Here is an 11848-nt window from a genome sequence, read left to right on the forward strand (position 1 = left end):
ACAAACGGGACACCAGGTGGGCGGTGGAGTGTCGGTGGTACCGCGTCCCCTATTCAGGGGCGCCGAGGGAACTCACTCCCCCGGCCACTCCGGCTTCCGCTTCTCGTTGAAGGCCGCGACCCCCTCCGCCCGGTCCCCCGAGAAGGCCACCGACCGCCAGGCCGCGTCCTCGACCTCCAGCCCGGCCCGCAGATCCAGCCCCTGCCCCAGCCGCAGGGCCCGCTTGGCCGCACGCAGCCCCACCGGTGAGTTGGCCCCGATCCGCGCGCCCAACGCCAGCGCCTCCTCCCGGTCCCGCCCCTCCTCCACCAGCACGTCCACCAGCCCCAGCTGCCGCGCCTCCGCGGCCTCCACCCGCCGCGCGCTGAAGATCAGCTCGGCCGCCCGGGCCGCCCCCACCCGCCGGGGCAGCAGCTGCGTACCCCCGCCCCCCGGAATCACCCCGACCGACACCTCGGGCAACCCCACCACCGCCGTGCGGTCGGCCACGATCACGTCGCACGCGAGCGCCAGCTCGAACCCGCCCCCCAGCGCGAACCCGTGCACCGCCGCGACCGTCGGCACCGGCAGTTCCAGCACGCCGGTGTACGCCCCCCGCGCCACCGGCCGCTGCCGCACCAACTCGGCGTCGCTGAGGGAGTTCCGCTCCTTCAGGTCGGCCCCGACGCAGAAGGCCCGCTCATGCGTCGAGGTGAGGACGACCACCCGTACGCCCTTGTCGTCGCCCAGCGCCGTACAGGCCGCCCCGATGGACCGGGCCATCTCGGTCGACACGGCGTTCATGGCCTTGGGCCGGTCGAGGGCCAGCTCCGCGACATGCCCGTCCCCGTGCCGCCGCACCAGCACGAACTCCCCGAACCGTTCCTCGCTCATGACACCCTCCGGTTAACGCGGGTTAACTACCTGGCTCGCCCGATCATCGCAGCCGGGCGGGACCGGGGAAAGGCCGAACCGGGGAACGAGCGGCCGGAGAGACCGAGGGGACCCCCCGTCAACCCGTTCGAGTGACATCTCGCCCGACTCCGCCCGCACCGCCCACGGAAGCGCATAACGTGCGTCCGCCACGGCGCGGAGGGGGCGCAACCACCTCGGGGAGGGAGCGCGATGACGACCACACCGGTGAAAACGCAGACCGGGACCTACGGATATCGAGGCGAGGCGGGCGGGGAACCCACGGACCCCGAGCCGACCGCCCTTCTCCGGACCCCCCGCACCCGAGGCCGGCACCGCCGCCCCCGCCCCCGCAAGGTCCTGTTCGCCGCGGGCGGCCTGGCCCTGGCGGCCGGCGCCCTGAGCCTCGTCCGCCTGACACCGGACCCGGGCGTGGGAGGCCTGGGCACGGCGGAGGCGGAACCGCGCATGGAGCCCACCGCGGACACGACCCGTGCGGCCGCCACGGCGGACCCGACCCCGGAGGCGGCACCGACGGCCCCCGCGCCCATGGGCAGCGGCGCCCCGACCGCGTCCCCGACGACCCCGGTCCGCACACCGAGCGGCCCCTACGCGGCCTCACTCACCCCGTCCCCACCACGAACGACCGCACCTGCCCCGCCGACCACGCCCCCGGCGACCACCGCCCGACAGCCGAGCACACCCACTCCGACGCCGGCACTGACACCCACACCTGCACCCGCACGTACACCGGCACCGACCCCCACCACCGCCGTACCCGCTCCGCAGCCGGAGCAGCCCGGCATCTGCGTACCGGTGATCGGCCTGTGCGTGGACCCGCTCAGCGCCCCGCGCTGACGGGGCTCACTCGTCGCTCACTCGCTCCCGTTGCCCCGCCGGGTGAGCAGCCAGGGCTCGACCACGCCGAGTCCGCGCACGGGCCGCTGCCACATCGGCTGGAGCGCGAACCGGTAGACGGGCGGTTCCTTGCCCTCCTTCTCGGCGGCAGCCGCCTCCTCCGCGGCCTCCGCCTCGGAGGAGGGTGCGTCGCCGGTACGGATGAGCTCCTCGGCGAAGGCACTGTCGACGAGGACGGCGTCCCGTGGGGCTATCGAGGTCAGCCGCGAGGCCAGGTTGACGGTCGTACCGAACACATCGCCCATCCGGGTGGTGACGGTGCCGAAGGCCATGCCGACGCGCAGCTCGGGCATGGTCTCGTCGTTGCTCATGGTCTCGACGAGACGCAGGGCGATGTCGGCGGCGGTCCCGGCGTCGTCGGCGGCGTAGAGGACCTCGTCACCGAGCGTCTTGATGAGCCGCCCGCCGCGCGCGGCGACGAGGTCGGCGGCGGTGGTCTCGAAGGCCTCGACGAGTTCGCCGAGCTCCTCCTCCTCCATACGACGGGTCAGGCGCGTGAACCCGACGAGATCCGCGAACCCGACCGCGAGCCGCCGGTCGACCATCTCCTCGTCGTCGGCGGCCTGGACGACGCGCCCGGCGGAGGCGGCGAGCTGCCGACGCCACACGTAGACGAGGAACTCCTCCAGCTCGGGCAGCAGCAGCTCGACGATCGGATAGGTGACCTCGGTGCGGGTCATGCCCGGCTCGGGGGGCTCGGTCAGCCCCTCCAGGAAGGAATCGATCTGCCACTCGGCCAACCGGGCGGTGGTCTGCCCCGTGGACCGCGCCACCTGCACCGCCATCGCCTCGCTCAGCAGCCCCGCCTCGACGAGACCGGCGAGCCGGCGCAGGGCCAGCACGTCGGCCTCGGTGAGCGCCTTGGCCTGCCCGATGTCGGCGAAGCCCATCGCCCGCCAGAAGCGGGACGCCAGCTCCATGGAGACGCCGGCGCTGCGGGCCGCCTGAAAAGGGGTGTAGCGCCGCTCGGCGCCGAGGATGAGCTGCTCGAGACGCAGGGCGAGCGGGTCGTCGCCGGGTTCGGCGGCCTGTGGGTCCCCCCGCTCGAGCGAAGCCGAGAGTGGCGGAGGGTCAATCCGGCCGTCCGCGCCCGCGCCGGAGCCCGTGTCGTCGACGGTCACGCCTGCTGCCCTTCCGATCTATCGCGGTCAGGTATCGACCGGCCTCAACTCTACGGCAGGTGTGCGCCAGCTCACTCCGTTAGGTGGAGCAGGGGTCTCCGACGCCGGGGACTCCGCCCCCTGCACCCCCAGCGGGCCCGACTGGGGCCCCCGCCCCCAGCCCCCGCACCACCTGGGCACTCCCCGCCCCCCGTACCCCGCACCCACCACTCGCCAGGGCACCGCCCCCGATCCACACCCCGCTGGGGGCTCCGCCCCCAGACCCCCGGCCTATGCCCACCCACCACCCGACTCGCTCGAACAAGAAGCAGCCGCCGCAGCCCACAGCCCACCCCGCCCGCCGGTCCCTGACGAGCGCCACACAGGCATCTCACCCCGCCCGCCGGTCCCTGACGAGCACCGCACAGGCATCTCACCCCGCCCGCCGGTCCCTGACGAGCGCCACACAGGCATCTCAGCCCGGCCGACGGTGCCCAACGAGCGCCGGTCAGGTACCTCAGCCCGTCCGGCGTTTGAGGACGAGGCCCGTTCAGGGCCGAAGCGGGGTGCGGGGCGGCAGCCCCGCAGGGGGCGCAGGGGCGCAGCCCCGCACGGGGTCCAAGGGCGGAGCCCCGGGGACGATGGGGCACAGCCCCGCACAGAGTCCAAGGGCGGAGCCCCCCGCAGGGGCGGAGCACCTCACGCAGGTCGCAGGTGCACGATGTCCCCCGCCCCCACCGGCTCCCGCACCCCCTCCCCCGTCGCGATCACCAGCCGCCCGTCCCCGTCCACAGCCACCGCCTCCCCCACAACAGCCCGCTCCCCCGGCAACTCGGCCCGCACCACCCGCCCCAACGTCGCGCACCCCGCCGCATAGGTCTCCTGCACGCCGCTCACCGCAGGATCACCCCCGGCCCCCCGCCACCGCCCGTACCACTCCTCCAACGCCCGCAGCACAGCCCGAAGCAACGGATCCCGATCCGTACTCACCGCCCCGGCCAGCGCCAGCGACCCCGCCTGCGGCACCGGCAGCTCCTCGGCCCGCAACGTGACGTTGACGCCGACGCCCAGCACCACCCCGTCCGCCCCGACCCGCTCCGCGAGGATCCCCCCGGCCTTGCGCTCCTCCCCGCCGACGGTCACCAACAGGTCGTTCGGCCACTTGAGCGCCGTATCCACCCCCGCGGCCCGCGACAGCCCCGTCGCCACCGCGATCCCCGTCAGCAGCGGCAGCCACCCCCACCGCTCCACGGGCACCTCGGCCGGCCTCAGGAGCACGGAGAAGAAGATCCCGGACCGCGCGGGCGCCGTCCACTGCCGGTCGAGCCGGCCGCGCCCGGAGGTCTGCTCCTCGGCGACCAGCACAGCCCCCTCCGCCGCCTTCCCCGCGGCCGCCAGAGCCACGAGGTCGGAGTTCGTGGACCCGGTCCGCTGCACCACGTCCACCCCGGTCCACAGCCCTCCCTCCCGCACCAGCCCCCGGCGCAGACTCGCGGCGTTGAGGGGCGGCCGTTCGAGATCGGCCCACCGGCTGCTGTTTGCTGAGTTTCCTGATGCATCTCGCGGCGTCATGCAAGCCACCCTAGGTGTGGTAAACGCCGCACTGCCGATGCAGAGGCACACCACTACGCTACGGATGAGTAACCGTCCCCCCTTTTGAGCAGGCAGGGAGCCGCATCCCGATGTCCGAGCCGGAAGAGATCGACATCCACACGACCGCGGGAAAGCTCGCGGATCTCCAGCGCCGCGTTCAGGAGGCGACGCACGCCGGCTCCACACGTGCCGTCGAGAAGCAGCACGCGAAGGGCAAGCTGACGGCCCGTGAGCGCATCGAACTCCTCCTCGACGAGGGGTCCTTCGTCGAGCTGGACGAGTTCGCCCGCCACCGCTCCACCAACTTCGGCCTCGACAAGAACCGCCCCTACGGGGACGGGGTCGTGACCGGATACGGGACCGTGGACGGCCGGCCCGTCGCCGTCTTCTCCCAGGACTTCACCGTCTTCGGCGGCGCCCTCGGCGAGGTCTACGGCCAGAAGATCGTCAAGGTCATGGACTTCGCGCTGAAGACCGGCTGCCCGGTCATCGGCATCAACGACTCCGGCGGCGCCCGCATCCAGGAGGGCGTGGCCTCGCTCGGCGCGTACGGCGAGATCTTCCGCCGCAACACGCACGCCAGCGGTGTCATCCCGCAGATCAGCCTGGTCGTCGGACCCTGCGCGGGCGGCGCGGTCTACTCCCCCGCGATCACCGACTTCACCGTGATGGTCGACCAGACCTCGCACATGTTCATCACCGGCCCGGACGTCATCAAGACGGTCACGGGCGAGGACGTCGGCTTCGAGGAGCTGGGCGGCGCCCGCACCCACAACTCCACGTCCGGTGTGGCGCACCACATGGCCGGCGACGAGAAGGACGCCATCGAGTACGTCAAGCAGTTGCTGTCGTACCTGCCGTCGAACAACCTCAGCGAGGCCCCGGTGTTCCCGGAGGAGGCGGACCTCTCCGTCACCGACGAGGACCTGGAGCTGGACACGCTCGTCCCGGACAGCGCGAACCAGCCGTACGACATGCACACGGTGATCGAGCACGTCCTGGACGACGCCGAGTTCTTCGAGACGCAGCCGCTGTTCGCGCCGAACATCCTCACCGGCTTCGGCCGCGTCGAGGGGCACCCGGTCGGGATCGTCGCGAACCAGCCGATGCAGTTCGCGGGCTGCCTGGACATCAAGGCGAGCGAGAAGGCCGCGCGCTTCGTGCGGACCTGCGACGCCTTCAACATCCCCGTCATCACCTTCGTCGACGTCCCGGGCTTCCTGCCCGGCGTCGACCAGGAGCACGACGGCATCATCCGCCGCGGCGCCAAGCTGATCTACGCCTACGCGGAGGCGACCGTCCCGCTGATCACGGTCATCACCCGCAAGGCCTTCGGCGGGGCGTACGACGTCATGGGCTCCAAGCACCTGGGCGCCGACCTCAACCTGGCCTGGCCGACCGCCCAGATCGCCGTCATGGGCGCCCAGGGCGCGGTCAACATCCTGCACCGCCGCACCATCGCGGAGGCCGAGGCGAACGGCGAGGATCTGGAGGCGGTGCGCGCCCGGCTGATCCAGGAGTACGAGGACACCCTCCTCAACCCCTACATCGCGGCCGAGCGCGGCTACATCGACGCCGTGGTCATGCCGTCCGACACTCGCCGCCACGTCGTGCGCGGCCTGCGTCAACTGCGTACCAAGCGGGAATCCCTGCCTCCGAAGAAGCACGGCAACATCCCCCTGTAAGGAGCCGCTGTGATCAAGGTCGTACGGGGCAACCCGACCCCTGAGGAGCTGGCCGCCGCACTGGCGGTGGTCAGGGCCCGCGCCGCGGCGGCGTCCACCACGCCACCCGGCGCACCGACGACGAAGGACGCCTGGTCCGACCCGTCGCGCATCGCGGGACACCGGCTGCCGCGACCGGGCCAGGCGTCCTGGGCCCGCACGTACTGGCCGAGCTGAGCGCAGCCCACCCGGGGGCGCGGGACCGTATCGACATGCGGCTCCGCGCGGCGGCGCGACAAGCCCCACCGGCCCGCGGTCGGAGAACCACCGACTGCGGGCCGAATACGCCGAATACACCGGATACGCCGGATACGCCGGATGCACCGGATGCGCCGAAGACATTGAGTACGCGTACTCAGGCGGCCCGGCGGCAGCCTCCCGCACCCTGGAACCATGCTGTGGTCCGACCCCGAGAACGAGCCGCCCAAGGAACTGCGCGACATGCAGGAGACCTTGCGGCGTCTCGGCCTCTTCCTGGCCCTGGCCATGATGCTGGCGATGATCGTGATCGGCCTCGGATGACGGAACCTGCCCGGACCGGCGTCAGCGCTACGCTGAGCCCATGACTGATCAGCCGCGCCGTCGACTCGTGCTCGCCTCCCAGTCCCCCGCCCGGCTGGGTCTGCTGCGGCAGGCCGGGCTCGACCCCGAGGTGATCGTGAGCGGGGTCGACGAGGACGCCGTCACCGCCCCCACCCCCGCCGAGCTGGCGCTCGCCCTCGCCGAGGCGAAGGCCTCCGTGGTGGCGGCGAAGCCGGAGGTCATGGGTGCTCTGGTGATCGGCTGCGACTCGGTCCTCGACCTGGACGGCGAGGCCCTCGGCAAGCCCGCGGACGCCGAGGAGGCCACCGCCCGCTGGAAGGCGATGCGCGGCCGCGCGGGCACGCTCCAGACCGGCCACTGCGTCTACGACACCACCAGCGGGCGCTACACCTCCGGCGTCGCCTCCACCGTGGTCCGCTTCGGGGAGCCGACGGACGAGGAGATCGCCGCGTACGTCGCCTCGGGCGAGCCGCTCTACGTCGCCGGGGCGTTCACCCTCGACGGCCGTTCGGCCCCGTTCATCGACGGCATCGACGGCGACCACGGCAACGTCATCGGTATCAGCCTGCCCCTCCTGCGGCGGCTGCTGGCCGAACTGGGGGTCGGCATCACGGAGTTGTGGGCGCCGTCGGCGGAGTGATCGGGGCGGGACCCTCGTTCTTCGGCCCGTCGTCCTGTGATCCGCCGTCCTGCGGCCCGCCGTCCCTGGATCCGCCGTCCTGCGGGCCGGCGTCACGGGGTTCCGCGGCGCCCGCGCCCTCCTGCCGGTCGTAGCCCATCAGCAGCAGCACGATGAGCGCGAGCACGACCACCATGAACAGGAACGCCGGCCAGCCCACGAGCCCCCAGACGAACGCGCCCAGCAGGCCGTGCACCACCGCGGCGCTGATCAGCAGGACGCGGCCGAGGCCGGCCGGCGGGCGGCCCCGCAGCGCCACCAGCAGGGCGACCAGACCGCACAGGGCGAAGTAGAGACCGAAGACGATCCCGCCGATCTTCGAGGACGTCGACATCGTGTCCGGGTCCAGGCCCGCCAGGGACATGTCCTGCCGGTCCACGACGATCCCGAGGAACCAGTTCAGCGCGGCGACACCGAGTGCCTCCGCGAAGAGCACGACCGCCACGATCGCTGCCACCGGTCTGCGCACCACCGGTCCCCACCCACTTTCGACCCAGCCCCGAGCAGGACTGCTGTTACCTCAAGTACGTTCGAGACATCGTGAACGCTACTAACGGGTAAACCCCGGGACAAGGGTTCCGGCCGCAGCAAAGAATCGTTGGGCCATTCGTAGGGACTCCACAAAGAAACAGAGTGGGCCGCAGCACGCCTTCACAGAGACCTTGACCACAGTGGAGGGCTAGGGTTTCCGGGAGGAGTGCTGCGTACGGCGGTACTACAAGGGATTTCGCGGTCGAGTGAGCCTCGCATCACGCTCCGTGTGGGCAAGCTCACCTTTGGGGACGGGTCGAAGTGCCGTGTCGGCAGTCCCTAAACTCGGCTTGTTTCAAGGAGGGAGCCTCAATCGTGCGCAAGGTGCTCATCGCCAACCGTGGCGAAATCGCAGTCCGCGTGGCCCGGGCATGCCGGGATGCCGGTATCGCGAGCGTTGCCGTGTACGCAGACCCGGATCGGGACGCTCTGCATGTCCGCGCCGCGGATGAGGCGTTCGCCCTGGGCGGTGACACGCCGGGCACCAGCTATCTCGACATCGAGAAGGTGCTGAACGCCGCGCGTGAGTCGGGCGCGGACGCCATCCACCCCGGCTACGGCTTCCTCTCGGAGAACGCCGAATTCGCCCAGGCGGTGCTGGACGCGGGCCTGATCTGGATCGGCCCGCCCCCGCAGGCCATCCGCGACCTCGGCGACAAGGTGGCGGCCCGCCACATCGCCCAGCGCGCGGGCGCGCCCCTGGTGGCCGGTACGCCCGACCCGGTGTCCGGCGCCGAGGAGGTCGTGGCCTTCGCCAAGGAGCACGGCCTGCCGATCGCGATCAAGGCCGCCTTCGGTGGCGGCGGGCGCGGTCTGAAGGTGGCCCGCACCCTCGAAGAGGTCCCCGAGCTGTACGACTCCGCGGTGCGCGAGGCCGTCGCCGCCTTCGGCCGGGGCGAGTGCTTCGTCGAGCGCTACCTGGACAAGCCGCGGCACGTGGAGACCCAGTGCCTGGCCGACAGCCACGGCAACGTGGTGGTCGTCTCCACCCGTGACTGCTCGCTGCAGCGCCGCCACCAGAAGCTGGTCGAGGAGGCCCCGGCGCCGTTCCTGTCCGACGAGCAGGTCGCGGAGCTGTACTCCTCCTCCAAGGCCATCCTGAAGGAGGCCGGCTACGTCGGCGCCGGCACGGTGGAGTTCCTCGTCGGCAACGACGGCACGATCTCGTTCCTCGAGGTCAACACCCGTCTCCAGGTCGAGCACCCGGTCACCGAGGAGGTCGCCGGCATCGACCTGGTGCGCGAGATGTTCCGCATCGCCGACGGCGAGGAACTCGGCTACGACGACCCGCCGCTGCGCGGCCACTCCTTCGAGTTCCGCATCAACGGCGAGGACCCGGGCCGCAACTTCCTCCCCGCCCCCGGCACGGTCACCACGTTCGACGCGCCGTCCGGCCCGGGCGTGCGCCTAGACGCGGGTGTGGAGTCGGGCTCGGTCATCGGTCCGGCCTGGGACTCCCTGCTGGCGAAGCTGATCGTCACCGGCCGCACCCGTAAGGAGGCCCTGCAGCGGGCCTCTCGGGCCCTGGCCGAGTTCCAGGTCGAGGGCATGGCCACGGCGATCCCGTTCCACCGCGCGGTCGTCACCGACCCGGCGTTCGCCCCCGAGCTGACCGGCTCCACCGACCCGTTCACGGTCCACACCCGCTGGATCGAGACCGAGTTCGTCAACGAGATCAAGCCCTTCACCGCCCCCGCCGACGCGGAGACGGACGAGGAGCCCGGCCGCGAGACGGTCGTCGTCGAGGTCGGCGGCAAGCGTCTCGAGGTCTCCCTGCCGTCCTCCCTCGGCATGTCGCTGGCCCGCACCGGCCTCGCGGCGGGCGCCAAGCCCAAGCGCCGCGCGGCGAAGAAGTCCGGCCCCGTCGCCTCGGGCGACACCCTCGCCTCCCCGATGCAGGGCACGATCGTCAAGGTCGCCGTCGAGGAGGGCCAGGAGGTCCAGGAGGGCGACCTGATCGTCGTCCTGGAGGCCATGAAGATGGAGCAGCCGCTGAACGCGCACCGCTCCGGCACGATCAAGGGCCTGTCCGCGGAGGTGGGCGCGTCGATCACGTCCGGCGCGGCGATCTGCGAGATCAAGGACTGACACACCGGGATCGAATACGGCGTCGAGGCGCTCGGCGGGCTGGAGCAACGGCCCGCCGGGCGCCTCGCCCGTTGTGCGCGGCGCGCGGCCGGCCGGAAGCGTGCCGGGTGATCACCAGACCCGCGGGGTCGCATCCGGTGGTGGCAGGCAGGGCGAAGGAGATCGGGGGATGCCGGGCTACGGGCCGGAGACGAACCCGGCCACGTCGACGGGCGGGGTCGCGGTGATCGGCGGCCGCCCGGTGCCGAGGGCGGCTGTCCCCCAAGGGCCCGGCTTCCAGGGGCCCGGCTTCGAGGAGCGCGCCATGACGGCGACGGACTCACCCGCCGCACGTCCGCCCCGCTGACTCCGTGGCGTCCCCGGGCGTCCCGTCGGACGGCTTCGCCGCCCCTGGGGCGACGGTACGGCCCGCGCGCCCACCGCATGAGGCCTGCGTACGGTCCTCACCAGCACGTCGGCCACAGGGCGCAGGTTGGTCGCTCGGGGTCGCCGTCGCACCGGTACGGGGTGCCGGCGGCGGGCTCAGCGGCGGCGGAGGTCGGCCACCCGGGCCCGCTCCCCGCCCGGGGGCTGTTCGCCGAGGACCGTGGCGGCGCGCAGGCCTGCCGAGGCGCCCGGGACCTGGCCGCGGCGGGGGGCCGGGAGAGGCACGTCCCGGCGCTGCTGCTGGCGGCGCGCCGGGACCGCTTCACCCCCCGGGTTTCCCTGCGCCCCGGCCACGGCGATCTGCACCCCCTGGTCCGCCAGGGCCTGCAGCTCGGTCTGGGCGCGGTCGTCGTGGGCGGGCGGCTCGTCCGTGACCAGGCGGGTGATGACGTCGGTCGGGACGGTCTGGAACATCGTGTCGGTGCCGAGCTTGGTGTGGTCGGCGAGGACGACGACCTCGGCGGCGGCCTGCACGAGGGCCCGGTCGACCGATGCGGAGAGCATGTTGGACGTGGACAGGCCGCGTTCGGCGGTCAGTCCGCTTCCGGAGAGGAAGGCCCGGGAGACGCGCAGGCCCTGGAGGGACTGTTCGGCTCCGCTGCCGACGAGGGCGTAGTTGGAGCCTCTGAGGGTGCCGCCGGTCATCACGACCTCCACCCGGTTGGCGTGGGCCAGCGCCTGGGCGACCAACAGGGAGTTGGTGACGACCGTGAGGCCGGGCACCCGGGCGAGCCGGCGGGCCAGCTCCTGGGTGGTGGTACCCGCCCCGACCACGATGGCCTCGCCCTCTTCCACGAAGTTGGCGGCGAGGTCGGCGATGGCGGTCTTCTCGGCGGTCGCGAGATGGGACTTCTGCGGAAAGCCGGACTCCCGCGTGAAACCGCCCGGCAGTACCGCACCGCCGTGCCGGCGGTCGAGGAGTCCTTCTGCCTCCAGTGCGCGCACGTCCCGCCGTACGGTCACTTCGGAGGTCTGGACGACGCGGGCGAGCTCACGGAGCGACACGGCCCCGTTCGCTCGCACCATTTCGAGGATCAATTGGCGACGTTCTGCAGCGAACACGAAACTGACAGTAACGCGGGCGACCGTCTGCTTTCAGCTCTTTGCGCCGAATAGCAGAAGTTGTTCGCACAGTGGGGCGCGAGGTGGTATAGGAGCCTAGTTCCGGCGCCTATGCCACCCGCACGGGCCACAACTCCCCGTGACCAGCGGGAAGTTGCCGCCGGCCGCCCGAGAGGGCTAGGGCCTGTTGCGAAAGTGGCGCCTGCCGCCCGACGCCCGGCACGCACTCTCGCCGCACCGCCCGAAAGCCCGAGTACGCCCAGTACGAGGGCTTCCGGGCGGCACGCCGAGAG

At 72.3% G+C, this 11848-nt stretch carries 12 protein-coding genes; 7 read left to right on the forward strand and 5 right to left on the reverse strand.

Features of this window, described 5'->3' with window-relative positions; all coding sequences use genetic code 11:
* Positions 1-72: 72 nt before the first annotated feature.
* Positions 73-873, reverse strand: a complete 801-nt coding sequence (locus ACPT94_RS39430) for an enoyl-CoA hydratase/isomerase family protein (protein WP_360350195.1) — start codon at positions 871-873, stop codon at positions 73-75.
* A 231-nt stretch (positions 874-1104) separates the two neighbouring features.
* On the opposite strand from ACPT94_RS39430, the gene ACPT94_RS39435 reads away from it, so the two are divergent.
* A complete protein-coding gene (locus ACPT94_RS39435; RefSeq protein ID WP_360350192.1) occupies positions 1105-1749 on the forward strand; it encodes a hypothetical protein in 645 nt (214 codons plus the stop codon).
* Between the two features lie 17 nt (positions 1750-1766).
* Here the strand turns inward: ACPT94_RS39435 and ACPT94_RS39440 are convergent, their stop codons facing one another.
* Positions 1767-2930 carry an adenylate/guanylate cyclase domain-containing protein gene (locus ACPT94_RS39440; protein WP_360350189.1) on the reverse strand — a complete coding sequence of 388 codons (1164 nt, stop codon included), beginning with the start codon at positions 2928-2930 and terminating at the stop codon, positions 1767-1769.
* 678 nt (positions 2931-3608) lie between these two features.
* Positions 3609-4481, reverse strand: a complete 873-nt coding sequence (locus tag ACPT94_RS39445) for a biotin--[acetyl-CoA-carboxylase] ligase (RefSeq protein ID WP_360350187.1) — start codon at positions 4479-4481, stop codon at positions 3609-3611.
* A gap of 110 nt (positions 4482-4591) precedes the next feature.
* Between ACPT94_RS39445 and ACPT94_RS39450 the strand changes: the two genes are divergently transcribed.
* The 4 genes from ACPT94_RS39450 (at position 4592) to ACPT94_RS39465 (ending at position 7409) form a co-directional block, all read left to right on the forward strand.
* Positions 4592-6187, forward strand: coding sequence for an acyl-CoA carboxylase subunit beta (locus ACPT94_RS39450; RefSeq protein ID WP_360350184.1), 1596 nt, complete (start codon positions 4592-4594; stop codon positions 6185-6187).
* Positions 6188-6196: 9 nt separating this feature from the next.
* Positions 6197-6403, forward strand: a complete 207-nt coding sequence (locus tag ACPT94_RS39455) for an acyl-CoA carboxylase epsilon subunit (RefSeq protein ID WP_360350180.1) — start codon at positions 6197-6199, stop codon at positions 6401-6403.
* 216 nt (positions 6404-6619) lie between these two features.
* Complete coding sequence (mmpB, locus tag ACPT94_RS39460; protein ID WP_360350177.1) at positions 6620-6748, forward strand: morphogenic membrane protein MmpB; 129 nt, start codon at positions 6620-6622, stop codon at positions 6746-6748.
* Between the two features lie 40 nt (positions 6749-6788).
* A complete protein-coding gene (locus tag ACPT94_RS39465) occupies positions 6789-7409 on the forward strand; it encodes a Maf family protein (RefSeq protein WP_360350174.1) in 621 nt (206 codons plus the stop codon).
* Here ACPT94_RS39465 and ACPT94_RS39470 read toward each other — a convergent pair.
* Complete coding sequence (locus ACPT94_RS39470) at positions 7378-7920, reverse strand: hypothetical protein (protein ID WP_360350171.1); 543 nt, start codon at positions 7918-7920, stop codon at positions 7378-7380. The two genes, ACPT94_RS39465 and ACPT94_RS39470, sit on opposite strands and share 32 nt — an antisense overlap.
* A 374-nt stretch (positions 7921-8294) precedes the next feature.
* Here ACPT94_RS39470 and ACPT94_RS39475 point away from each other — a divergent pair, with 374 nt between their 5' ends.
* Positions 8295-10067, forward strand: a complete 1773-nt coding sequence (locus tag ACPT94_RS39475; protein WP_360350168.1) for an acetyl/propionyl/methylcrotonyl-CoA carboxylase subunit alpha — start codon at positions 8295-8297, stop codon at positions 10065-10067.
* A 169-nt stretch (positions 10068-10236) separates the two neighbouring features.
* On the forward strand, positions 10237-10413 hold the full coding sequence (locus ACPT94_RS39480; RefSeq protein WP_360350165.1) for a hypothetical protein: 177 nt from the start codon (positions 10237-10239) through the stop codon (positions 10411-10413).
* Between the two features lie 176 nt (positions 10414-10589).
* On the opposite strand, the gene ACPT94_RS39485 is transcribed toward ACPT94_RS39480, so the two are convergent.
* Positions 10590-11555 (reverse strand): DeoR/GlpR family DNA-binding transcription regulator, encoded by a 966-nt coding sequence (locus ACPT94_RS39485; RefSeq protein WP_360350162.1) that lies wholly within the window; start codon positions 11553-11555, stop codon positions 10590-10592.
* Positions 11556-11848 lie beyond the last annotated feature (293 nt).

This window comes from Streptomyces aurantiaciflavus, from assembly GCF_049808595.1.
GTDB lineage: Bacteria > Actinomycetota > Actinomycetes > Streptomycetales > Streptomycetaceae > Streptomyces.

Coding starts and splice junctions, on each gene's coding strand:
- ACPT94_RS39430 (WP_360350195.1), bottom strand. CDS start 873: ATGAGCGAGGAACGGTTCGGGGAGTTCGTGCTGGTGCGGCGGCACGGG.
- ACPT94_RS39435 (WP_360350192.1), top strand. CDS start 1,105: ATGACGACCACACCGGTGAAAACGCAGACCGGGACCTACGGATATCGA.
- ACPT94_RS39445 (WP_360350187.1), bottom strand. CDS start 4,481: ATGACGCCGCGAGATGCATCAGGAAACTCAGCAAACAGCAGCCGGTGG.
- ACPT94_RS39450 (WP_360350184.1), top strand. CDS start 4,592: ATGTCCGAGCCGGAAGAGATCGACATCCACACGACCGCGGGAAAGCTC.
- mmpB (WP_360350177.1), top strand. CDS start 6,620: ATGCTGTGGTCCGACCCCGAGAACGAGCCGCCCAAGGAACTGCGCGAC.
- ACPT94_RS39465 (WP_360350174.1), top strand. CDS start 6,789: ATGACTGATCAGCCGCGCCGTCGACTCGTGCTCGCCTCCCAGTCCCCC.
- ACPT94_RS39480 (WP_360350165.1), top strand. CDS start 10,237: ATGCCGGGCTACGGGCCGGAGACGAACCCGGCCACGTCGACGGGCGGG.